Origin of the sequence: Actinokineospora globicatena, from assembly GCF_024171945.1 — a bacterium.
Lineage (GTDB): Bacteria > Actinomycetota > Actinomycetes > Mycobacteriales > Pseudonocardiaceae > Actinokineospora > Actinokineospora globicatena.
This window is the reverse complement of sequence record NZ_JAMTCR010000002.1, coordinates 1,307,402-1,330,598: the sequence shown is the minus strand read 5'-3', so window position 1 is coordinate 1,330,598 and position 23,197 is coordinate 1,307,402. Positions and strand designations below refer to the sequence as shown.

Here is a 23,197-nt window from a genome sequence, read left to right as displayed (position 1 = left end):
GCCCCACCCACAGATGGCCCCCAACCTCACCTCGCCATCCCAGCCCGCCTCCCAGCACTCGGCACACGGTCCACACTCGGGACCTGCCTTGCTGCCGTCGGCGTCAAGCACAACTGGTGTCACGAGTGGTGCCGCGGGTCTCGCCGGGGCAGTGGCGAGTGTGGTGAGGCGGGCTGGTGGAGACGGGGCAGAGCAGTGACGGCGTGGGCTGTCGGGAACGGTGGGGCGGTGGTGATGTGGGCTGGCGGGAACGGCGGGGGGTGGTTGGGTGCGAGGGGTGAGTGAGGGGGTCAGTGAAGGAGTGCGGATGAGGGCCTCGTTGGCGGTTCGGGTTACCGCGTTGAGTGTTGCTATGGCGGGGTTGGTGGCGCTGATCGGTGGGGTTATCTCGGCGCGGTTGGTGTTGGTGACGGCTCGGGAGGTTACGCAGCAGACGTTGTCGGATCAGGCTGATGTGTTCGCCAGTCAGTTCGCGGACAACCGGATCGGGTTGCGGCGGATGGTGGAGGTGCTCAACGGCCAGGGGGTGGCTGTGGTGCAGGCGCGGCCGAACGGGGTGGTGGTGTCCGGGGACGCGACCGCGGAGAAGGTGGCTCGGCAGGCTGGGTTGTTGGACGTGACCGGGCCGGAGCACAAGGCGGTCGAGGTGGGGGAGCGGACGTTGTTGGTCGAGTTGCGGCCTGCCGACGCTCGCGGGGCGATCGCGTTGGTGCGGGAGGCGGAGACGTCGAAGGCCGCGGGGCGCAAACTGGTCCGCAACATCGCCTTCGCGCTCGCTGTCGGTCTGCTCGTGGCGGCGGGCGCTGGACTGGTGCTGGCGAGGCTCCTATCCAGACCCCTGACCCGCACCGCGGCCGTGGCCTACTCGATGACCCACGGTCGCCGCGATCTGCGGGCGCCGGTCCAGGGTCCCCGCGAGGTGGCCGACGTCGCCGAGGCGGTGAACTCGTTGTCCGACGCGTTGCAGCGAAGCGAGGCCCGGCAACGGGAGTTCCTGCTGTCGGTCTCGCACGAACTCCGCACCCCGCTGACCGCCGTCAAGGGCTTCGCCGAGTCGCTGGCCGACGGTGTGGTCACCGGCGACCAGGTCACCTCGGCCGGGCGCACCATCGAACAAGAGGCCGACCGGCTCGACCGCCTGGTCAGCGACCTGCTCGACCTCGCCCGGCTCGGCGCCGACGACTTCCGGCTCGACCTGGTGCCGGTCGACCTGACCGCGCTGGTCGCCGAGTCCGCGCAGGTGTGGTCGGCCCGCTGCGCCGCCGCCGGGGTCCGGTTCTCGATCGAGTCCCCCACCGGTCCGGTCGTGGTCACAACCGACCCCCGACGGCTGCGGCAGGTGGTGGACGGGCTCGCCGAGAACGCCCTCCGGGTCACGCCCGCGGGTCGCCCCATCGTGCTGTCACTGGCCGCCGACGCCAACCACGCCGTGCTGCAGGTCCGCGACGGCGGCCCAGGCCTGGCCCCGGAGGAGTACGACCTCGCCTTCGAACGCGGCCTGCTCAACGCCCGCTACGCGACCACCCGCCCCGTGGGCACCGGGATCGGCCTTGCCCTCGTGCACGGCCTGGTCACCAGGATGGGCGGCACCATCACGGCCGGGCCTGCGGCAGAAGGCGGGGCGGCGTTCACCGTGCGCCTGGCCGCCCGGTGATGTCGGGCGGCTACTGCGTGGCGGACTTGAGCAGGTGGTGAAGGGTCGCGACGAGGGTCTGGTCGCCTTCGACCGTGATGTCGCCGGTGGTGGGGCGGCGCCAGAGCCAGCGGAGCAGCTGGTCGGGGGTGGAGCGGAGGGTGGCGTCCGCGGTGCCGCTTGGGGCGACCGTGATCGCGGGGGCGAGGGTCACGTACCAGGATGACGCGCCCGCCTCGATGCGGACAGTTCGACCGTCGAGGTTCTCCAACGCACCGTCGAATCCTCCGGGATAGGCGGCGGACGCGAAAGCGAGGAAGGTGATCAGGACCTCGTCGATGCCGTCGGTGGCCAGGTCGTCGGGCACCGGGGCGGACTCGACGCCCGCGGCCTCCTCCGCGTCGATGCGGTGGATGACGGCCTCGTGGGCCATCCGCCGGTGCCAGAAGCCCACCGTCTGGTCCGGGTCGTACCAGGTCAGCGAGTGGTCGGCCGGGTCGCGGCCCGCGAGCTCGGCGAGGATGTCGGTGGTGGCGGCGTCGAAGTTCGCCAGCGGGTCCGTGCCGGTCAGGTCCGGCGGCCACGGCTGCGGGTAGGCGCCCAGCCGCATGATCTGGGCCTTCTCCAGGTAGACCTCGGCGACGTGGTTGAGCAGGTCGGCGCCGGTCCAGCCGGGGCAGGTGGGGACGGGCCGGTCCAGCGCGGTCGCCGCGGCGGCGCGCAGCCGGGCGCTCTCCACTCGCACGTGGGACAGGTAGGTGGCGTGATCCATGGTCTGACTCAACCACGGGCCACCGACAGCCGCCCTACGCCGTGATCCAGAAGAAGCCGCCGCGCCGGTCGTACTCCTGGATGCGGGCCCTGGCACCGGTCCGCAGTGGTCGGTCACCGGACTGTCGCACCTGGACGAGAACGGTCCGACCGTCCACGGTGGTCACCTCGGCCGCACCGAAACTGCCGTCGACCCGCCCGGTGCGCACGACGCAATCCGTTCCCACGAGGTCGAGCCGAACCGGCAGCAGTTTGTTCAGCACCGGGATCGCGAATCGAGTTCCGATTAGCGCGGCGGCAAGGGCGACGACCAGGATCAGCACCCCGGGAAACAGCGGTGACGGTTCCGCGGTGGTGAGCACCACGTCACCGAGCATGCTCACACCCCAGGCGAGCACCGTCACCATCGACAGCGCCACGCTGAGCGGAACCCGCCCCAGGCCGAAGGCTTCCGGGTCCGCGGCGCCGACGGCCTCCACTGTGGACACTCCAAGCGCGACCAACAACCAGTAACCGGCGACCACGACGATGAGGAACGTGAAAATGACTGCGGGAAAACTGAAAGCCGCGAGCAGGAGACGGTCCACAGGCGGAATCCCTTCGCCGGATGTGGCTCGAAAACCTACTCCGGCGACTCGACCGAGCGGCCCGGGAACAGCCGAACGATATCCGGCTGTGACCAAAGGGGACACCGGTCACTCGGCGAGCGACTGCTCCACCGCGTCGAGCAGCGGGGCGACCCGGAACGGGATCTGCTCGGTCATCGCGACCGCCGTGGTGCTGCGGATGACGCCCCGGCAGGCGAGCACCGCGTTGATCACCTCGTGCAGGTGCCGGGTGTTGCGGGCGGCGACGCGCACCAGCAGGTCGCCGTCCCCGGCGATGCCGTGCGCCTCGAGCACGAACGGCACCGCGGCCAGGTCCTCGATCGCCGACACCAGCCGACCCTGGGCGACCTGCACGGTGACGAACGCGGTCACCTCCACGCCGAGTTGGGTGTAGTCGACCGCCCGCCCCCGGGTGCCGACCACGCCCTGGCGCTCCAACCGGCCGACCCTGGCGTGCGCGGTGTTGCGGGCGATGCCGAGCCGTTCGGCCAGCTCGGTGATGCCCACCCGCGGGTTCGCGACAAGCTCCCGGATGACCCTGAGGTCGAGTCGGTTCACGATGCCCACGATGCGCAACCTTCCACTATCGAGTGACCCGCTTTTGAGCGATTCGCTCAACTCTGGACGTGGAGTCTTGCACAGCGCTCATAGTGAGCCGTCTCCTTGCGGGAAGCGCGCAGGGCGCACGGAAGAGGTGTGGACGCGATGACCGGGTTGCTCCCCGAGCTGGCCAACGAGTACCGACCGGCCGACGTGGTCAGCCGGGTCAGCGGGCTCGGCGCGCTGACCGGGGTGCAGGCGCTGGGCAAGCTGCTGGTCGACCAGCACCGCGCCGACCAGGCCCGCGGCTGGAAGACCGCCGGGCTGGTGTCGGGCTACCGGGGGTCGCCGTTGGCCGGGCTGGACCTGGTCCTCGACCGCAACGCCGCGCTGCTCGCCGAGCACGACATCGAGTTCATCCCCGGCGTCAACGAGGAGCTGGGCGCGACCGTCGTCTACGGCTCCCAGCTGGCCCCGCAGCTGCCAGGGTCGCGCTTCGAGGGCGTCTTCGGCCTCTGGTACGGCAAGGCCCCCGGCGTGGACCGCTCGGTCGACGCGTTCAAGCACGGCACCTGGATGGGCACCACCCCCAAGGGCGGGGTGCTGGTGGTGGCCGGGGACGACCCGGCGAGCAAGTCGTCGTCGCTGCCGTCGAACTCGACCATGGCACTGGCCGAGTCGTACATGCCGGTGCTGGCCCCGGTCGACGTGGCCGACGTGCTGCGGCTGGGTCGCTTCGGCTTCGAGATGTCCCGGTTCAGCGGCGCGTGGACGGCGTTCACCGTGGTCACCGCCATCGGCGACGCCTACGAGGTGGTCGACCTCAGCGCGGTGCCGGAGATCGCGGTGCCGGAGTTCGAGTGGAACGGCCGCCCGTGGAAGCCGACCTTCAAGGCGGGCGTCGGCATCCCCGAGGCGCTGGCCCTGGAGCGGGAGGTGCTGGAGGGCAGGCTCGCCGCCGCCGTGGCGTTCGGCGCGGCCAACGGCCTCAACCGGGTCGAGGGCGCGGTGCGCGACGCCCGGCTGGGCATCATCGCCTCCGGCCACACCTACGCCTGCCTGCGCGACGCGCTCGGCCGCATGGGGCTGACCGAGGGCGAGCTGGAGCGGCGCGGGGTGCGGCTGCTGCGGCTGGGCATGGTGCACCCGCTCGACCAGGAGCTCCTCGGCCGGTTCGCCGACGGCCTGGACGAGGTCGTGGTGGTCGAGGACAAGCGCGCGTTCATCGAGACGCTGGTCAAGGAGGCCCTGTTCGACCGGGCCGTGCGCCCGAGGGTCTACGGCAAGCGCGGGCCCGACGGCAAGGCGCTCATCCCGGTCACCGGCGCCCTGGAGGCGGACCGGCTGGTCACCGTGCTCGGGCCGCTGCTCGCCGAGCGCCTCGGCCGCGAGCACGTGCGGTTGCCGCAGCGCTCGACCCGGTCGCAGATCGCGCTGACGGTCGTCAACCGCACGCCGTTCTTCTGCTCCGGCTGCCCGCACAACCGGTCGACCGAGATCCCGGACGGGTCGCTGGCGGGCGCGGGCATCGGCTGCCACGCGCTGACCACCTTCATGGACCGCAGCGTCGGCTTCACCCAGATGGGCGGCGAGGGGGTCAGCTGGGTCGGCGCGGCCCGGTTCACCGACACCCCGCACTTCTTCCAGAACCTGGGCGACGGCACCTTCTTCCACTCCGGCAGCCTCGCGGTCCGCCAGGCCATCGCGGCGGGCACGAACATCACCTTCAAGCTGCTCTACAACGCCGCCGTGGCGATGACCGGCGGCCAGCACGCGGACGGCTCGGTCGACCCGGTCGCGGTCACCCGGATGCTGCACGCGGAGGGCGTCGCCAAGACCGTCGTGGTCACCGACAACCCCCGCAAGTACCCGCGCGGCACGTCGTGGGCGCCGGGGGTCAAGGTGCGCCACCGCGACGACCTGGACGAGGTCCAGCAGGAGCTGCGCGACACCCCGGGCGTCACGGTGGTGCTCTACGACCAGGAGTGCGCGGCGGAGAAGCGGCGCAAGCGCAAGCGGGGCCTGGCGCCGGACCCGGTCACCCGGGTGCACATCAACGAGTCGGTGTGCGAGGGCTGCGGCGACTGCGGGCGCAAGTCCAACTGCCTGAGCGTCGAGCCGGTGGAGACCGAGTTCGGCCGCAAGACCCAGATCGACCAGACCTCGTGCAACAAGGACTACTCCTGCCTGCTCGGCGACTGCCCGTCGTTCATGACCGTGGTCCCCGGTGAGGGCAAGAAGAAGCCAGCCAGCAAGACCGACCTGCCCGCTGACCTGCCCGAGCCCGCGTCCCGGCCGAGTTCGGCGGCGCTGGTGATGGTCGGCATCGGCGGCACCGGCGTGGTCACCGCGAACCAGGTGCTGGCCACGGCCGCGCTGATCAGCGGGCTGGACGCGCGGGCGCTCGACCAGACCGGGCTGAGCCAGAAGGCGGGCGCGGTGGTGTCGCACCTGCGGATCTCGCCGGTGCGCGACGAGCTGCCCGGCCTGGTCCCGGCTGGCGCGGCCGACGGCTACCTGGTGTTCGACCCGCTGGCCGCCACCACGGAGCCCAACCTGTCCCGGTGCGCGCCGGAGCGCACGGTCGCGGTGGTCTCGACCGCCCAGGTGCCGACTGGCCGGATGGTCGTCGACCACACCGTCGCCTTCCCAGGCGACCTGGTGCCCAAGATCGCCGCCAAGACCAAGGACCTGCGCGCCTTCGACGCCCTGGAGCTGGCCGAGCGCCTCTTCGGCGGCACCGCGGCGGCCAACTTCCTGGTGATCGGCGCGGCCTACCAGCTCGGGGTGCTGCCGCTGACCGCCGAGGCGATCGAGAAGGCCATCGAGATCAACGGCGTCGGGGTGGCCACCACGACCCAGGCGTTCCGCGCGGGCCGCAAGGCCGTGCTCGACCCGTCCTGGCTGGACGGCTCGACCACCGCCGAGGTGCCGTCGTCCCCGCTCGCGGAGGGCTTCACCGGCGAGCTGCGCAGGCTGCTCGACGTGCGGCTGCCGGAGCTGGTGGCCTACCAGGACGAGGCCTACGCCCAGCGCTACCTCGGGGTCGTGCGGCGGGTGGCGGACGCCGAGCGGGCGGCAGGTCTGCCGACCACGCTGTCGGAGGCGGTCGCGCGGAACCTGTTCAAGCTGATGGCCTACAAGGACGAGTACGAGGTCGCCCGGCTGCACCTGGCCGCGCAGGCCGAGGTCGAGGCGAAGTTCGGCGCGGGCACCCAGGTCGGGTTCGCGCTGCACCCGCCGGTGCTGCGGGCGATGGGCATGCGCCGCAAGATCACCCTCAAGCGCACGGCCCGACCGGCGTTCGGGGTGCTGCGGGCGATGCGGCGGCTGCGGGGCACGGCGGTCGACCCGTTCGGCCACGCGCACCTGCGCAAGGTGGAGCGGGAACTGGTCGCCGAGTACGTGTCGCTGGTGCCCAGGTTGGTGTCCGCTGTGGACCAGTACGAGCTCGCGGTCGAGATCGCCTCGCTGCCCGACGTCGTGCGCGGCTACGAGGAGATCAAGCTGGCCAACGTGGAGATTTATCGCGAACGGTTGGCGGACTTGGTTTCCCGGCTGGGCGGCACCGGGTCGACGTGGACCGGGACCGTGTCAACCGCAAGGCCCACCGTCTCATAGCGCGGTCGCGGTTGCGCCGGGTCCCCCGCCGTCGGAATCTGTTGTCCCCTAGGGCAGGAGTGACGATGACGGTGGAAACCCGGCTCAACGACGTCAACATCGAAGCGGTCGGCGCGCTGGTCGCCGCGATCACCGAGGACAGCGCGAAGGCCAAGACGACCTGGGCGTCGCACGTCACCTGGCGGGGCGGGTTCCAGTCGACGGCCAGGGTCCGCGCCTTCGCCGAGACCGCGTCGGACGAGCCGCCCGCGCTCGGCGGCCAGGACACCGCGCCCAACCCGGTCGAGCAACTGCTGAGCGCGCTGGGCAACTGCCTGGCGGTCGGCTACGCGGCCAACGCCACCGTGGCGGGCATCCCGCTGGACTCCGTGGCCATCGACCTGCGCGGCGACATCGACCTGCACGTGTTCCTCGGGCTCAAGCAGGGCCACGCCGGGTTCGACTCGATCACCGCGAAGGTGCGCATCGCCTCGCCCGCGCCCGCCGAGGACATCGTGGCGCTGCCCCAGCGGGTGATCGCGTCCTCCCCGGTCGGGCACACCCTGGGCAACGCGGTGCCGGTGTCGGTCGAACTGGCCTGAACCACGGGAATCACCCAGTCGGCGGTTGGGTTCGGGGCAGGGGCAGCAAACCACTCCCCCGAGTGAACGCGACCACCCGGATGGCACTGGAACAGCCGGAGGATGTCACTCCAGAACGACCCCGGAGCGCGAACCCGCTGCGTTAGGCTCGGTGCGCGGAGTTCCGTTGAAAGCCGGGGGGCTGGATGGGACGGCGGGAAGACGACAGACCCGAGACCGGGAACACCATCGCCGGTGCTGTCGGTGGTCCCACCGTCCAAGCAGGACACATCCACGGCGACGTCTACCTCACCTCCGCGCCGACCGCCATCGTGCCGAGGCAGTTGCACCCGCCGCCACCGCACTTCGTCGACCGGCCCCGGGAGCAGACCGAGCTCGACGAGACGGTCAGCGGCTCGTCGTCGACCGCGCCGAGGGTCGTGGTGCTGCGCGGTGTCGGCGGGGTCGGCAAGACGGCGCTGGCCCTGTGGTGGTTGGCGACGATCAGCGCCCGCTACCCGGACGGGCAGCTGTTCGCCGAACTCACCCAGCCCACCGGCGAGCCGGTACCGGTCGAGGACGTCCTCGGCGGGTTCCTGCGCGCGTTGGGCATCCCCGCCGAGTCGATCCCGTCGTCGTTGGCCGACCGAGCGTCGCTCTACCGGTCGCTGACGGCGGGCAGGCGGCTGGCCGTGCTGCTCGACGACGCCACCTCCGCCGCACAGGCCAGGGTGCTGGTCCCGGCCGCGCCGGAGAGCCTGGTCGTGGTGACCAGCAGGCGGCAGCTGATCGCGCTGGTCGCCACCGGGGCCGTCACCGTCAAGGTCGAGCCGCTCGACCAGGACCGGTCACTGCGGCTGCTCGCCGCTTATGTCGGCGCCGACCGGGTCGCGGCGGAGCGGCCGAACGCGGCGCTGCTGACCCGGATGTGCGGCGGCCTCCCGATCGCGCTGTGCGTGGCGGCGGCCCTCATCGCCGCTCGACCGAGGCGTTCACTCGCTTGGATGGTTGACCGGTTGCGGGACAAGCAACGACGGCTCGAAGTGCTCTCCAGCGAGGAGGATTTCTCCGTGCGCGCAACCTTCGACCTCGCTTACCAAGGCCTACCGACCCGCACAGCAGCGGCGTACCGGGCCATCGGGCTCAGTCCCGGCCTGGTCGTCCCGGAGCTGCTGGCCTGGACGACGGACACGACCGCCGACGACGCGGCCGACGCCATCGACGACCTCGTCGACGCCGGGCTCGTCGACGCCCTCGACGAGGGCTGGTACCGCCCGCACGACCTCGTCCACGTGCACGCCAAGGCGATCGCCGCCACCCGCGACGACGCCGCCACAGTGCAGCGCCGCGTGGTGGACTGGTACATCGCCGCGACCAGGGCGGTCAGCTCCGCGCTGATGCCGAACCGCCCACAACCCCGCTGGCCGGAGGCGGTGGCGGTCGCCCTACCCGACGCCGTGCACGACCACACCCGGGCGGTCGAGTGGGTGGAACGCGTCCGCAACGACATCGTCGTGGTGATGCGCACCTGCCTCGACCAGGGCTGGCCCGCGTCGGTCTACCTGCTCGGCCACGCCATGCAACCCGCCTTCGCGGTGAGCAAGCAGTTCGCCGCCGCCATCGAGGTCTGCACCATCACCAAGTCAGCCGCGGAGACGCTCGGCGATGCCTCTCTGGCGGCGAAGACGCGCAGGCGACTGGCTCGCCTCTACACCGAGACCGGGCGGTACGACAGCGCGGAAGAAGAGATCAAGACATCCCTGCTCGATGCTGAGACCCGTGGCGATCAGCGCGCTTTGGCCAGCGCCCACAAGAGCCTTGGCCTGCTGCACCACGTGCGCGGCGCGCACCAAGCGGCGACCACTGAGTTCACCACAGCCTTGGAGACACTGCGGGACTTCGCCTCACCTCGTACCACCGGCGTGCTCTTGACGGATCTCGGTGCCAGCGAGATCGCGGCTGGAGCACCGGCAGCGGCGCTGAGCCACCTGACTGAGGCGAACACCGTGCTGGACGGGCTGGCCGAACCCGACCCGTACAACTCAGCGCGGGCCCGCCGCGAGCTGGGCCGCGCCCGACTCGCCCTCGGTGATCACGCTGGTGCGATGGAGCCGCTGACCACCGCACTGGCCGTGTTCACCCAGTACCAGGCGCGCCAAGACGCGGCCGCGACGCATGAGGCTCTGGCTCAAGCCGCCAGTGCCCGCGGCGAGGCGGCCGCGCGGCAGCAGCACGCGAACCTGGCGTTCGCACTGCGCCACCCAGGTCAGGCCCCGCCCGTGGTGGGCGAGGCCTGACCTCTTGTCGGCTAACGCAATCGTTGGACGGCGGGTAGCCCCAAAGCGGCCACCAGTTCCTCTTGGACCGCGGCGGTCGGCGAGCGGTCTGTGCCCGGCTCACCGCCCACGGCCCAACCCGCGCTGAGCACCGCGGCGCGCAAGGCCGTCAAGGCGTCGCCCGACCTGGCGTAGTGGTGGGCGAACGAACCGAGCAGCGTGTCGCCCGCCCCGCTCTGGTACGACACCCCGCGCGGGGTCACCGGTGACACCTGCCAGATCCGGCGGTCCGCACGCAGTCCGACGATCGCGCCGTCCGCGCCGCACCCGACGACCACAACCGGCGTGCGGTGCGCTCGCCACATGTCCGCGACCCAGTCGACCGGGCCCCGGGGCAACCCCTCGTGCGAGCAGAACACCGCGTGCGCGGCCGCCATCCAGTCCCGGTTGTGCGCACTGTCCACTGTGTCCACGAGGTGCGCGTCGGTGATGAACGGGACGCCGCGCTCGACCGCGACCGGGACCAGCGGTCGGGTGAAGGAGATGTTCGACAGCACGGCCAGGTCGCAGCCGCCGAGCAACTGGTCGAACACCGGACCCGGGTAGGTCAGCCCGGGGGTGTCGCGCAGGTCGCTGGTGCCCGACCGCGTCCCACCCGGGTCGAACAGCAGCAGGGACCTCGGCTGCTCCGCGCAGACCTGGACCCCCGGGCCGAAGAGCCCCTGGTCCCGCAGACCCTGCGCGGCGACGGCGCCGAGCAGGTCCGAACCGACGTAGGTGGCGAAGGCGACCTCCGAGCCGAGCCGGGTGACGGTCTTGGCCACGGTGTGCCCGCTGCCCGAGAGCCGGAAGTGCACCCCGCCGGGCAACCTCCTGCTGGAGATCAGCGGTACCGGGAACGCCGGGACGCTGCACGCCGTGCTGGCGGTGACCACTCCGGCCACCGCGATCCTGCTCCTCATGCGATCACCTCTCCCAACGCGGTTGCGGCCGCCGACGCCAGGTCGGGGTCGACGGGGCCGGTCAGCTCCATCCACAGTGGACGTCCACTGTGGTGTCTCGCGACGGCGGTGAGGCCACCGTCGTGCCGGGCGGCGGCGACCAGGCAGCCGGGGTACTCGGCGAGGGTGCGTGCCGCCCACCGCCGCGCGGTGTACTGGTCGTGGTGCTCGGCCAGCAGGACGTCGGCGCTCTGCCTCGCGGCGCGGCCGGTGTTCGCCCAGTGGACGAGCACGACGTCGACCGTGTGGCTAGGCAAAGTTCCTCCCCTCGGAAACCCGCACGGGCACGGGGATCTGCTCGGGGCCGCGGTGCTTGCCGGTGAGCGGCAGGTCGAGCAGTTCGTAGAGCCGCTCCCGCAACAACCTGTGCGAGCCGCGCGGGTGCGACGTGAGCCGGGCGGCCACGGCGGCAGCCAGGTCCGGGTCCGCCTGGTGGAACTGGCGTCCCACTCGGCGGCGCGGCGTCCACCTCGGCGCGGACTCGGCCAGCAGCGCCTGCGGTGATGCCGGGTCGAGGCCGTCGGCGGGGGATCCGGTGACCAGCACCGGTTTCCCGATCGCCGCCGCGTACACACCGGTCGAGCCGTGGTCGGTGATGACGTGGTCGGCGGCGATCACGGCGGGCCGCCAGTCCTGCTCCGGTTCGACCAGGACCAGGCCGCGGGCCAGCGGTTGGGCCAACCAGGACCGCAGTTGCCGTTCCCCGTGGCCGAACCACACCGCGGGGTGCACCGTCGCGGCGACCCGGTAGCGCCGCGGGTCCAGCTCCCGCACCAACCGCGTGTAGAGCGGCAACTCCTCCCGCACCAAGGACGACGCACCCCAGGTGGACGTCACGACCACCAGTTCGCGGCCGGGTCGCACGCCTAGTGCCGCCCGGTACCGCGCCCGCAACCCGGAACTGGCGATCATCCGGTCGTAGCACGGGTCCCCGGCGACCAAGGCCGCGTCGACCGCCTGCGGGCACTGGTCCGCGAGCACCTCGCGCTGCCGCTCGTGGGACAACACCAGCGCGGACGGCAGGACACGACCGTCGCGCACCAACCGCGGGGCGTCGAGTCCGTAGACCGGGCCGCCCGCGCCGGTCCTCTTGCCGTACGCCGCGCCGTGCGGCAACAGCACCAACGGCCCGTGCACCCGTTCGAGGCCGCCACTGGACGCGGCGAGCACGAGGTCAAACCGCTCCCGAACCGCTTGCGCCCACGGGATCCGGAACGCGCCCACCCCGGCCAGGAACCGGTCCACACCCCCACCGAACACATCGGGCGCCCGCGTGTAGAGCACCTGCACCCTCGGGTCCGACTCGACGAGGCCGACCACGTCGAGCAACCGCTGGCCGGACACCAAGGTGTGCACTACCACCAGGACAGTGCGCCGCGTGCGGACCGTCTGCCAACGCTGGGCATCGACGCCGACCGGCACCGTGGCCCACTCGATCTCTTCCACCCTTCCCCACCCCCTGTGAACAACGGAATCACCTGCTCAACAGTCCAGGCGGCGTCGAACAGTCGCCTTGCAGTCGGCCTGCGGACCCCGGAACACGCGAGTAACGATTAAGTAACGCCGCCCTGGTGCGGTGCGACCGGGGTCACAGTCGCGCGACACTCGGCTTTCACCAGCCCCGGCCGCGCCGGAGGAGGACGTCGGTGGACATCCGCATCCTTGGCCCCATCCGGCTGCACGGACGGGTCTGGACGGCGACGCACCTCAAGCCGCGCAGCCTGGTCGCGCTGCTGCTGCTCTACGCGAACAAGCCGGTCAGCCGGGACAGGATGATCGAGTTCCTGTGGGACGACGACTGCCCTGCGGAGGCCCGCCAGACGCTGACCATCTATATCTCCCGGGCTAAGAGGGCGTTCGAACGCGCGATCGCGGGCGCCCGGATCACCTCCACCAGCGCCGGGTACTCGCTAGAGGTCGACACGGATCGCGTTGACTACCACCGGTTCCGCGCCCTCGTCGCCCAGAGCGAGGCGACAGATGACCCGGCAGAGTCGGCGCGCCAACTGGAGCGCGCGGTAGCACTGTGGGAGGACGGCCACCCGCTAGGCGAGAGCAAGACCTCTTACGCCAGGCGAATGCGCGACGACCTGATCGGCAGCGAGCTGATCCCCGCGTACCGCGCCCTGTTCGACGCGAAACTGGCCACCGGCGACCACGACTACGTCCTGCGCGAGCTCCCCGCCATCCGCGAGGAACGCCCGCACGACGAACACCTGGCAGGCCAGTACATGCGCGCACTGCACGCGGCGGGCCGCACCAGGGACATCCCGGACTTTCACCGCGCCTTCACCCAGCGCTACACCGCCGAACACCACCGCGAACCCGAGTCCACCTTCCGCAAACTCCACGACGACCTGGTCGCGGGCGGCCCCCAGGTCACCGACACACCACCCGGCCCCGCCCTCGCGGACCTACCAAGGGACACCCCGTACTTCATCGGCCGCGAAGACGCCCTGCGCCGCCTCGACGAAGCCACCGCCCGCCCCGACGCCCTGGTGGCCATCGACGGACCACCGGGCGTCGGCAAGACAGCGCTCATCGCACGCTGGGTGCGCTCGAGGATGGACCGTTTCCCAGACGGGTTGCTGTACAAGGACTTCCACGGGTTCTCCGCCGCGGCGCCGCTCGACCCGACCCACGTGATGACCGACTTCCTGCGCCAGCACAAGATTTCGGGTGGCGACGCGCCTGAGGAAAAAGCGGTCCTGCTGCGGCAGCTGACCAGCCGCAAGCGGCTGATCGTCGTGCTGGACAACGTCAGCGACGCAGAGCACGCCAAGCCGCTGCTCGCCGCGATGAACCAGTGCCCGGTGATCATCTCCAGCAGGCAGTCGCTGACCAGCCTCGCGCTGTCGGACAACGCGTACCTGATCAACATCCAGCCGCTCGACGACCAGCGGCGGATCGAGTTGCTGCGCACCCGGCTCGGCGCGCGCGTCACCGACGACCCGGCCGCCGCCAGCGTGATCGCCGCGCTCACCGACGGGTTCCCCCTGGTGCTGCTGATCGCCGGGGAGCACGTCGCGGCCAAGCCGTCGGTGTCGCTCCGGGACCTGGCCACCCAGCTGCGGGAACGCATCCTCGACGCGGGCGGCTCCCCCGACCGGACCCCGCGCACGGTGTTCTCCTGGTCGATCGCCAACCTCGACGAACCAGAGCGGCGGCTGTTCGACCTGCTGGGGGTGCACCCGTTGCCCACGTTCAGCGGCTCGGTCGTGGCGGCGATCAACGGGGCGGACCGGGCGAGCACCGACCACTCCGTCGACCGGCTGCTCAGCGCGCAACTGTTGCAGCAGGAAGGGGCGGACCACTACCGGATTCACGACCTGCTGCACGTCCTCGCCGCCGAGCGCGCGACCCAACACACCGAGCACGACGAGGCCAGGCGGCGGATGGTCGACTGGTACGTACTGTCCGCGGTCGCCGCCCGGCACCAGACCACCCCCGACGACAACGACGTCCCCGAGCTCGCCGCGACGAGTTCGGTGGTACCCGCGCGGTTCACCGACGACAAGACCGCACTGGACTGGTTCACGCACGAGCGGCCGAACCTGATGGAGATCATCCGACTGGCGGCGCGGACCGGCCTGAGCGCGCAGCTGTGGCGCCTGTCCGCGGCGATCTACGAACCGATCCGCAGGCTGGGGTACCTGCACGAGGCGCTGGAGGCCAGCAGGCTCGGCATCAGCGCGGCGGAGGCGGCCGGGGACGTGGAAGGGCAAGCGGGGAGCATCAACAACCTCGGCCGGATCTTCGAGTTGCTGCACGACGACGCCGAGGCGATCAGGCAGTACGAGCGGGCACACGACCTGTTCGTGTCCATCGGGCACGTCTACGGGCAGGCGGTGTGCCAGCACAACATCGCCACGCTGGCCTTGAAGAGCGGTCGACTGGGGGATGCGGACAGGCACTTCCGGCGGAGCCTCACGCTGTTCGAGCGGGACGAGGGCAAGCCGTGGGCCATCGCGAAGGTGCACCACCGGCTCGGTGACCTGTCGGTCCAGCTGGGCAACCTGGACGAGGCCGGTGTGCAGTACCACCTGGCGCTCGGACTGGCCAAGCAGATCGGGGACACCGGCGGCGCCGCGACCACGGTGACCGCGCTGGCCCGGCTGCACCTGGGCATCGAACAGTTCGCGACCGCCGTCGAGTACGGCACGAAGGCGCTGCCGATGCACGAGCAAGTGCGCAACCGCGCGGGCACCGCGGCGACGCTGCTCGTGCTCGCGGAGGCCCGGCTCGGCCTCGAAGGCGGCGGCACTGTCGAAGCGGAGGCAGCCGCAGGGATCTTCCACGACCTCCAGGACCAGCACGGGCGCGCCGACGCCCTGGAGATCCTCGGGCGATGCCACAGCTCGGCGGGTGCACACGAACGCGCGGCGGCGGTGTGGCAGGAGTGCGCCGAACTGCTGGCGTCGATCGACGCGGAGCGGGCGCGGCGGGTGAGCGGATGGGTCCGCGCGGCCCAAGCCCGCGTCGCCCGAACCGTCCCAGCACCTCGGGGACCCACCCCGCTCGACGACACCGCCGAGCCCACCCGCCCGCTACCGCGCTAGCCCTTGGCTAGCGAATTGTCGACATATCGATCCAGCGATCGAAGAAGAACTGGATGACCCCTCCGGCCACCTTGGCGCTCGCCAGGAGGAGGTCGGCGTGGGGAACCAGACTGAGGATTGCGTGCTGCACTGGGTGCCGCCTTTGCTGTCAATTCGAGTACCGCAGCGGCAATTTCCGCTTCAGTGCGGCATCGTAAGACCCCCTCGGCAACGGCGAAACAGAGGGTCACCAGTACGTGTGTTCCACTAAAGTGGGCGAACACCTGCGATTAGTCACAGAAGACGCGCAGATCAGCGCGATATCCACTCGTTCTACGGAAACATTCCGCCTTCTTGCGGAATGTAGGCACGGGTGTGATCAGCGCCAGAGGGGGGTGGTGGTGCGGCGGTGAGGTGGGCGCCAGCCGGGGGTCCAGAGCCAGAAGGAGTCGCCGCGGTGGTGGAGTTCGGCGAAGTCGGTGGTGGGGCGGGTGGTTCGGGGGACCCGGTCCGACACCAGGACCGCCAGGGTCGCGTCCGGGGCCTCGTCCAGCGCGTCGGCTAGGGCGGGGATCGCGAGCAGGCCTCGGGTGGACTCGGGATCGCCTAGGTGCAGGGCGATGCGGAGGCGGAGGCGGGACCGGTGGGCGTTGTGCTCGGCGAGTTCGATATCGATCGCGCGCAGGAAGCGGTCGACGGGGGCTGGGCCCGCGGGAGCGAGGGTGCCGCTGAGCGGGGTGCCCGGTTGCCAGCGGACGGTCAGCCCGGCGGCGTCGACGGCCGTGGTCACCACCTTCTCGGCGGCCTGGCCGCAGGTCCCGGCGGCGGCCACGCAGAGTTGTGAAGCCTCTGCGCCGATCGGTGCCATGGATTGAGCCTTTCGGGTCGCCGAGGGGTGCGATCGACACTCTCCGGCACTTCAGGCTAGGGCACTACGCACGGCGGCGGATTCTCGCCCCAGCTCGCGATCTGGCGCAGGCGCGGCAGGTCGGTGATCCGGATGCGCCGGTACGCCTTGCTGATCACCTGTTCTTGCTCCAGGTCGGCCAGCGCCTTCTCGACGGTGCGGTTGGCCAGGCCCGCCATGTAGCCGAGTTCGTGCTGGGTGAGCTGGATGCGCAGCTCCCAGTGGTCACCCACCCGTTCGCCGTAGTAGCTGGCGAGCTCGACCAGCAGCCTGCCCAGCTTGACCCGGCCGTCCTTGATGGTGGCGTCCACCCGGCGGCGGTTGGCCCAGCGGAGCCGGGCGCTGATCATCCTGCTCACCTCGATGGCCAGGTCCGGGTACTCGGTGAGCAGCGCGCGCAAGCGGTTGCGGTGCACCGAGCGGACCACCAGCGCGGTCGCCGCCTGCACGGTGGCCGAGCGGCGGGCGTCGGGGTCGATCGCGCCCATCTCGCCGACCATGTCCCCGGCGACGCGGATGCCGAGCAGGCTCTTGGTGCCGTTGGCGGTCTCGATGAAGACCTTCACCGCGCCCTCCATGATGAGGTACGCGATGTCGCCTTCCTCGTCCTGGCGCACCAGGTAGTGGTTGCGCGGGTAGCGGATCTCGGAGCCCGCCGCGAGCAGCGCCGCCCGCGTGCGCTCGGCGAGCGATCCGAGCAAGGTGGTCGACGGCCAGTCGGAATCAGCACCCACGTCGTCTCCCGTCTGTCGTACGGACGACGGTAAGAACGACCCAGCACGGCTGCCGGAGGAGGAGGCCCGCGTCACCCCGATGCCGCGCGGATAGCCCGGATCAGCCCACGACGAACGCGAAAACCTCTACTCCGCGTGTACCTATTGAGACTGAGGGAGTTTGGCTGTCGTACCCCGCGCGGACGGTGGTGGCACTACCGGGCCGATGTCGCCGTCAGGGGCTTCGTCCAAGTCGACGATCACCGGCGCGTGGTCGCTAGGGCCACTTCCCTTGCGGGCATATCTATCCACCCAGGCGGCGGCAACTCTATCGGCAACAGGTGAGCCTGCCAGGACCAGGTCGATGCGCATGCCCAAGTCCCTGTGGAACATGCCTGCCCGGTAGTCCCAGTACGTGAACACGCGCTGGTCCGGCCACCAGTCGCGGACCACGTCGTGCAGTCCGGCGTTGAGCAACTCGGCGAGGGCAGCGCGCTCTGGCTCGGTTACGTGGGTGTGGCCTACGTACGCGGCTGGGTCGAAGACGTCCGCATCCGTTGGGGCGATGTTGATGTCACCGCACACCATGACGTCGTCAGGGCCAGCGACGACGTTGTCCCGTAGGGCCGCGAGCCAAGCCAACTTGTACTGGTAGTGGTCAGAGTCCGGCTCGCGTCCATTGGGCACATAGACGGAGTGGACGCGCACACCGCCACAGGTAGCGGAGACGGCACGCGCCTCCGGGTCGGGGAACCCTGGGCCGTCAGGGATTCCGCGCACCACGTCCGTTAGACCTACCCGGGACAGGATGGCCACACCGTTCCACTGGACCTCACCGTTGAGCGCGAACTCGTACCCACGCTCCGCGAGCGGACCGCCCAGCAACGCGGTGAAGGCCTCGTCGGCGAGCTTCGTCTCCTGCAGGCACACCACGTCCGGCGCCCGCTGGTCCAGCCACGGCAGCAGCCGGGGCAGCCGCTGCTTCACCGAGTTCACGTTCCAAGTCGCCACGCGCACCCGGCCCACGTTAGCCCTAGCCAGGCCGCCCCGCGCGAGTACGTTGAGGCGCATGGAGTTCTCCGAGGTGGTCCGACGACGTCGGATGGTGCGCCACTACTCAGACCAACCGCTCGCCCCCGAGGTCATCGAGCGCGTTCTGTCCAACGCGCTTCGCGCACCCTCAGCCGGGTTCTCCCAGGGGTGGGCATTCCTGGCTCTTACCGAACCCGAGGACAGGGCGCGGTTCTGGCCGTTCATCCCCACGCGCGTGGAACAGACGCCCACGATGCAAGACGCGCCGTTGGTCGTTATCCCGCTAGCACACAAACTGGCTTACCTGGAGCGGTACGCGGAACCGGACAAAGGTTGGGAAGACCGCGCGGAAAGTCGTTGGCCCGCCCCTTACTGGCACATCGACACCGGAATGGCGGCGCTACTGATGCTTCTTACGGCCGTCGACGAAGGGCTCGGAGCGTGCTTCTTCGGCATCATGCCCGAGAACCTCGACAGCGTCCGCGCCGAGTTCGGCGTCCCTAGCGACTACCACCCCATCGGCGCCATCACCGTCGGATACCGCGCGCCAGACCTACCGGACCAGCCCGCGCGTATCGCTGAACGCAGGCGTGGCGCCGCAGAGGTCATCCACCGCGGGCAGTGGGGCACCCACTAACACGCGAGTGGCCCCCACCAAGACTGGTGGGGGCCACTGCTGCTCTTAGTACGAGAAGGTCCCGATGAGGTCGTTGACCTGACGGGCGGTCGCGGTCAGCGTCGCGGCCGAGCGCTGGGTCGCGGCGGCGCCGTCCGCGGTGGACGCGGCGCTGCTGGAGATCCCGTCGAGCGACTCCCTGATCTGCCCGGTGGTGCGGCTGACCTCGCCCACGCTGGTGGTGATGCCCTGGGTGGTGCGGGTCTGCTCGTCGACGGCGGTGCCGATGCCCTGCTGGCCGTCGTTGATCTGGGTGATCACCGCGCGGATTGAGTCGATCGCCTCGACCGCCTCGCCGGTCATGGTCTGGATGACGCTGATCTTGGTCTTGACGTTCTCGGTGGCCTGCGCCGTCTCCTGGGCCAGGTCCTTGACCTCGCTGGCGACCACGGCGAAGCCCTTGCCCGCGGCACCGGCCCGCGCGGCCTCGATGGTGGCGTTGAGCGCGAGCAGGTTGGTCTGCTCGGCGATGGAGGTGATCGCGCGGACGATCTCGTCGATCTCCCGGCTCGCCGCGCGCAGCCGCTGCACCCCGTTCGCGGTGTCCTCGGCGGCCCGCACGGCCTGCGCGGACACCGACTGGGCGTCGGAGGAGGCCCTGGCGACGCTGTCCACCGACGACCCGATCTGCGCCGACGCGGCGGCGATCTCGGTGATCGTGCTGGTCACCCGACCGGCGGACTCGGCAACCTCGTTCGTGCGGGCCAGCGTCTCGGCGGCGGCGGTGCCCAGCCTGCCGGACACCTGGTCCAGGTCGGCACCGGCGGCGAGCAGGGTCGCGGTGCCCTCGCCCATCGAGGTCAGCACCTCGCCCATGGCCACCGCGGTCGCGTTGATCGCCTCGGCCATCTCCCCGAGCTCGTCCCGGCGGACCAGGTCGACGCGGGTGGTCAGGTCGCGCGCCGCCATCGCCTTGAGGCCGCGCACCATGGTCATCAGCGGGCCGCGGATGGCCCGGATCGTCCACGCCGAGATGGCCACGAACGCCACGGCGGCGGCGAGCGCGCAGAGCAGGATCAGGGTCAGGTTGGTGACACCGACCGAGTCCGCGTCGGCGCGCTGCTGCTCGACGGCGGTGGAGAGCTGGTCGTCCAGCGCGCCGAGCTTGTCCTCCAGCTGGCTGAAGACGTCCAAGAAGGCGGGCACCAGGGCCCTGGCCGCGGCCGGGTCGCTGGTGGCGGTGGTGACGATGTCCGAGGCCTTGCTCGTGTAGTCCAGCAGCGCGGGACGGGTCGCGGCGAAGCCAGCACGCAGGTCATCCGGCGCCCCGGCGGCAGCGGCGTCGAACTTCGCCACCATGGTCTCGGCGTGCTCGGAGACCTCCTGCGCACCGAAGTCAGCGACCTCAGCAGCGGTCTGCGCACCGATCGCGGCCATGACGTCGCCCCGGATGGCGTCGTGCATCATGTCCGCGTTCCACTGCGCGCTCATCGCCGCACTGACCCGCGCCAACGCGGCGGTAGCGTCCGACTGGGCATCCGTAGCGTTGGCCGCCACCCCGGCCATCGCCCCGAGCGCGGCAACGCCGACGCCCGCCATCACCAGCAGGCGGAACCGGATGCTCAAGCCCATGGCACTCCCTCTCGGTACGCGTGTCGGTGGTATTGGCACCGGTGCGGACGAGCTGAAGGTTTCCCGCCCCAGCCGCCCGGATGGGGCAACACCGCTGACGCACGGTGCACCGCGCCGGACGATACGGCGTACGCTCAAGGGGTCGGGCGAGTCCCTAGGACGTCCGACGCGACCCGGTTGACCTTGAGTGCCGCTTCCTCGTCGAACCGGGTTGCTGGAACCCCGTTCGAGAGGAGTCCCGGCTGTGAACCGATGGCAGGTGGTCAGCGCGACCGCTTGAAGTACCCCGGCGAACTCCCGGAGGGCAGTAGGAGCGAGGGCTGCCTACACCTGGAGGTGCCAGCGCCACGAAGCCGAACGCCCAAGCCCGTCGTGGTCTGGTTGCACGGCGGCGGGTTCCACATGGGCGCGGCAGGCAACTACGGCGCACAGCGACTGGCCGCGCGAGGTGACGTGGTGGTGGTCGCCCCGAACTACCGGCTCGGCGTGTTCGGCTACTTCGGACACCCCGGCCTCCCGGGATCCCGGACGTTCGGCGTAGCCGACCAGCTGGCCGCGCTGCGGTGGACCCAGCGCAACGCGGCGGCGTTCGGCGGCGACCCGGACAACGTCACCATCATGGGCCAATCCGCGGGCGGTGTCAGCAGCTGCGCCTTGATGACGGCGCCGCAGGCACGCGGGCTGTTCGCCAAGGTCGTGCTGCAGAGCGGGTCGTGCCTGACGAGCTGGATCGCGAACACCGAGTACCGCAAGCAGCCCGCGGACGACATCTACGACCCGCTGTCCGAAGTCGTCGCCCAGCAGCCAGACGGCGCGCTCGCCGTGTTCGGCGGTGATCCGCGCGTCGTGGGCCCGCACAGCCCGCACGGCGCAGGGCAAGAGCACCGCTGAGCAATTGGGCTGCACGGGCGATGCGGCCATCGCCTGCCTGCGGGGCCTGTCGGTGGACGCGCTCTGGCCGGTGCAGCAGAAGTTCATCCAGCCCGCCTACGGCACCGCGTTCCTGCCCACGCACCCCGGTCAGGCCATCCGCAGAGGCGACTTCCACCGCGCACCGGTTCTCTCCGGCAACACGCGGGATGAAACCACGCAGGGGGTCTCTCGGTACGACGACCGCTCCACCGCGATGACGGAGCAGACGTTCGCCGCGGTGATGAGTGAGACGGCCCCTCGGTCAGCGCGGAGTACCCCAGAGAGCACTACGACTCCGGCGCACTGACCTGGACAGCCATCACAACCGACAGCAAGTGGGCTTGCACCCAGTACGCGACCTCCCGCGCACTCGCCCGGCACGTGCCGGCGCACCAGTACGAGTTCGCTGATCGGCGGGCGCCGCTGCTAGCTCCGGGGCCGACCACGATGCCGATGGGCGCGCAGCACGCGTCCGAACTGTGGTCCCTGTTCGACCTGGGTGGGTTCAGCCCGGAGTTCACGCCGGGGCAGCAGCGGCTGTCCGAGCGGATGATCGACCAGTGGGCCGCGTTCGCCAGGACCGGCAGCACTGACTGGCCCCGGTTCCCGTACGTCGAAGAGCTCACCCCGCGGGGGTCCGGGCCGGTCGACTTCGTCGGCAGGCACCACTGCGCCTTCTGGGGCGGCTAGCCCCTGGTCAGCCGGGCGATTGAGCCGGTCTCCAGCGCTATCCAGACCGCGCCGTCGTCGGTGACGGTGATGCCGTGCGGCTCGGACTTGGGGTTGGGTAGGGGGTACCGCTCGATGGCGCCGTTCTGGTCGATCCAGCCGACGTGGCCCGCGCCCCACTCGGTGAACCAGCAGCCGTTTGGGCCCGCGGTGATGGCGTGCGGGCGGGCGGTGCGGTCGGGCAGGGGAAACTCGGTGATGTCGCCGTCAGGGGTGATTCGGCCGATCTGGCCCGCGCCGATCTCGACGAACCACAGTGCGTCCTCGCGGGCGCAGATGCCGACGGGGGCAGCGGCGGCGGTCGGCAGGGGGAAGGTGGTGATGTCGCCGCTCGGGGTGCTGCGGCCGATGGCGTTGGCCTGGTTGAGGGTGAACCAGAGTGCGTCGTCCGGGCCGGTGGTGATGTGGGCGGGAAAGGCGCCTGGGGGGAGGTCGAACTCGGTGACGTCGCCGCCGGGGGTGATGCGGCCGAGCTTGCTGGCGTTCATCTCGGTGAACCAGAGCGCACCGTCGGGGCCGGTCGTGATGCCGTACGGGCCCGCGCCGGGGTTGGGGAGGTCGAAGCCGGTGACCTCGCCGGTGGTGGTGATGCGGCCGACGCGGTCCTCGTTGGTGAACCAGAGCGCGCCGTCGGGGCCGGTGGTGATGGCCATCGGGCGACCTGGGACCGGGTGGTCGGTGACCTCGCCCGCCGTGGTGAGCCTGCCGATGCCGCCTGGCACCCTGGTGAACCAGAGTGCCGCGTCCGGCCCGACGACGATCCCGTATGGACCTGCCGCCACGGGGAACTCCACCACCAGGGAACTGCGGTACGCGGTCATGGCCACCAACCCTGGTCGAGCCCGGCGGGTGGGCGCAAGCGGATTGGGTGGCGCAGAAGCGGACCGGCGGGGGTGATGGGCCCACCGACCGCTTCTGCGCCTGTCCGCACACGGAAGCGGACAACGAAGAAGATAGGTCGGCCACGAACCCCACATCGACGGCATTCCCACCACCGCAACAGGTGACGCCAATCCTGACTGGGCATCACAAGCGGTGATGCAGCACGCGTGCGCACGGCCGGGCGAAAACCGGTGGGAAGAGTTATGGCGTCCTGTTGGGTCCCGAC

Annotated in this window: 19 protein-coding genes and 1 pseudogene; 9 read left to right on the top strand and 11 right to left on the bottom strand. The window is 70.8% G+C overall.

Features of this window, described 5'->3' with window-relative positions; translation table 11 throughout:
- Window positions 1–307 precede the first annotated feature (307 nt).
- Window positions 308–1,654 (top strand): sensor histidine kinase, encoded by a 1,347-nt coding sequence (locus LV79_RS06375; protein ID WP_253832992.1) that lies wholly within the window; start codon window positions 308–310, stop codon window positions 1,652–1,654.
- 10 nt (window positions 1,655–1,664) lie between these two features.
- Here LV79_RS06375 and LV79_RS06370 read toward each other — a convergent pair whose 3' ends face one another.
- The 3 genes from LV79_RS06370 to LV79_RS06360 all read right to left on the bottom strand — a co-directional run bounded on the left by LV79_RS06370 (window position 1,665) and on the right by LV79_RS06360 (window position 3,579).
- A complete protein-coding gene (locus LV79_RS06370; RefSeq protein ID WP_253832990.1) occupies window positions 1,665–2,405 on the bottom strand; it encodes a maleylpyruvate isomerase family mycothiol-dependent enzyme in 741 nt (246 codons plus the stop codon).
- A 34-nt stretch (window positions 2,406–2,439) separates the two neighbouring features.
- Complete coding sequence (locus LV79_RS06365; RefSeq protein ID WP_253832988.1) at window positions 2,440–2,991, bottom strand: hypothetical protein; 552 nt, start codon at window positions 2,989–2,991, stop codon at window positions 2,440–2,442.
- A 108-nt stretch (window positions 2,992–3,099) separates the two neighbouring features.
- On the bottom strand, window positions 3,100–3,579 hold the full coding sequence (locus tag LV79_RS06360) for an Lrp/AsnC family transcriptional regulator (protein WP_253832986.1): 480 nt from the start codon (window positions 3,577–3,579) through the stop codon (window positions 3,100–3,102).
- Window positions 3,580–3,717: 138 nt separating this feature from the next.
- Between LV79_RS06360 and LV79_RS06355 the strand changes: the two genes are divergently transcribed.
- The 3 genes from LV79_RS06355 (at window position 3,718) to LV79_RS06345 (ending at window position 10,030) form a co-directional block, all read left to right on the top strand.
- Window positions 3,718–7,173, top strand: a complete 3,456-nt coding sequence (locus LV79_RS06355; RefSeq protein WP_253832983.1) for an indolepyruvate ferredoxin oxidoreductase family protein — start codon at window positions 3,718–3,720, stop codon at window positions 7,171–7,173.
- Between the two features lie 65 nt (window positions 7,174–7,238).
- Entirely contained in the window at window positions 7,239–7,754 is a 516-nt protein-coding gene (locus tag LV79_RS06350; RefSeq protein WP_253832981.1) for an OsmC family protein, read from the top strand.
- A gap of 185 nt (window positions 7,755–7,939) precedes the next feature.
- Entirely contained in the window at window positions 7,940–10,030 is a 2,091-nt protein-coding gene (locus tag LV79_RS06345; protein ID WP_253832979.1) for an NB-ARC domain-containing protein, read from the top strand.
- An 11-nt stretch (window positions 10,031–10,041) separates the two neighbouring features.
- Here the strand turns inward: LV79_RS06345 and LV79_RS06340 are convergent, their stop codons facing one another.
- From LV79_RS06340 to LV79_RS06330, 3 genes are read right to left on the bottom strand one after another with little or no spacing between them, the layout of a single operon-like run.
- Window positions 10,042–10,971 carry a carbohydrate kinase family protein gene (locus LV79_RS06340; RefSeq protein ID WP_253832977.1) on the bottom strand — a complete coding sequence of 310 codons (930 nt, stop codon included), beginning with the start codon at window positions 10,969–10,971 and terminating at the stop codon, window positions 10,042–10,044.
- Window positions 10,968–11,267, bottom strand: coding sequence for a hypothetical protein (locus LV79_RS06335; RefSeq protein WP_253832975.1), 300 nt, complete (start codon window positions 11,265–11,267; stop codon window positions 10,968–10,970). Before LV79_RS06335 ends, LV79_RS06340 begins: the two co-directional genes overlap by 4 nt.
- On the bottom strand, window positions 11,260–12,456 hold the full coding sequence (locus LV79_RS06330; protein WP_253832973.1) for a hypothetical protein: 1,197 nt from the start codon (window positions 12,454–12,456) through the stop codon (window positions 11,260–11,262). Before LV79_RS06330 ends, LV79_RS06335 begins: the two co-directional genes overlap by 8 nt.
- Window positions 12,457–12,656: 200 nt before the next feature.
- On the opposite strand from LV79_RS06330, the gene LV79_RS06325 reads away from it, so the two are divergent.
- On the top strand, window positions 12,657–15,569 hold the full coding sequence (locus LV79_RS06325; RefSeq protein WP_253832971.1) for an AfsR/SARP family transcriptional regulator: 2,913 nt from the start codon (window positions 12,657–12,659) through the stop codon (window positions 15,567–15,569).
- A 358-nt stretch (window positions 15,570–15,927) separates the two neighbouring features.
- Here the strand turns inward: LV79_RS06325 and LV79_RS06320 are convergent, their stop codons facing one another.
- From LV79_RS06320 to LV79_RS06310, 3 genes are all read right to left on the bottom strand, one after another.
- Window positions 15,928–16,416 carry a hypothetical protein gene (locus LV79_RS06320; protein WP_253832969.1) on the bottom strand — a complete coding sequence of 163 codons (489 nt, stop codon included), beginning with the start codon at window positions 16,414–16,416 and terminating at the stop codon, window positions 15,928–15,930.
- 56 nt (window positions 16,417–16,472) lie between these two features.
- Window positions 16,473–17,189 carry a Crp/Fnr family transcriptional regulator gene (locus LV79_RS06315; RefSeq protein WP_253832967.1) on the bottom strand — a complete coding sequence of 239 codons (717 nt, stop codon included), beginning with the start codon at window positions 17,187–17,189 and terminating at the stop codon, window positions 16,473–16,475.
- 141 nt (window positions 17,190–17,330) lie between these two features.
- Complete coding sequence (locus tag LV79_RS06310) at window positions 17,331–18,185, bottom strand: exodeoxyribonuclease III (RefSeq protein WP_425547584.1); 855 nt, start codon at window positions 18,183–18,185, stop codon at window positions 17,331–17,333.
- A 52-nt stretch (window positions 18,186–18,237) separates the two neighbouring features.
- Between LV79_RS06310 and LV79_RS06305 the strand changes: the two genes are divergently transcribed.
- Complete coding sequence (locus LV79_RS06305) at window positions 18,238–18,837, top strand: nitroreductase family protein (RefSeq protein ID WP_253832965.1); 600 nt, start codon at window positions 18,238–18,240, stop codon at window positions 18,835–18,837.
- Window positions 18,838–18,882: 45 nt separating this feature from the next.
- Here LV79_RS06305 and LV79_RS06300 read toward each other — a convergent pair whose 3' ends face one another.
- Window positions 18,883–20,448 (bottom strand): methyl-accepting chemotaxis protein, encoded by a 1,566-nt coding sequence (locus LV79_RS06300; protein ID WP_253832963.1) that lies wholly within the window; start codon window positions 20,446–20,448, stop codon window positions 18,883–18,885.
- A gap of 252 nt (window positions 20,449–20,700) precedes the next feature.
- Here LV79_RS06300 and LV79_RS06295 point away from each other — a divergent pair.
- The 3 genes and pseudogenes from LV79_RS06295 to LV79_RS06280 all read left to right on the top strand — a co-directional run.
- Window positions 20,701–21,144, top strand: a pseudogene (locus LV79_RS06295) (carboxylesterase family protein); the annotation flags it as partial.
- A 199-nt stretch (window positions 21,145–21,343) separates the two neighbouring features.
- Window positions 21,344–21,667 carry a hypothetical protein gene (locus tag LV79_RS06285; RefSeq protein WP_372495271.1) on the top strand — a complete coding sequence of 108 codons (324 nt, stop codon included), beginning with the start codon at window positions 21,344–21,346 and terminating at the stop codon, window positions 21,665–21,667.
- Window positions 21,664–22,050 (top strand): carboxylesterase family protein, encoded by a 387-nt coding sequence (locus tag LV79_RS06280; protein WP_301320762.1) that lies wholly within the window; start codon window positions 21,664–21,666, stop codon window positions 22,048–22,050. Before LV79_RS06285 ends, LV79_RS06280 begins: the two co-directional genes overlap by 4 nt.
- Here LV79_RS06280 and LV79_RS06275 read toward each other — a convergent pair.
- Window positions 22,047–22,910, bottom strand: coding sequence for a Vgb family protein (locus LV79_RS06275; protein WP_253832961.1), 864 nt, complete (start codon window positions 22,908–22,910; stop codon window positions 22,047–22,049). The two genes, LV79_RS06280 and LV79_RS06275, sit on opposite strands and share 4 nt — an antisense overlap.
- Window positions 22,911–23,197 lie beyond the last annotated feature (287 nt).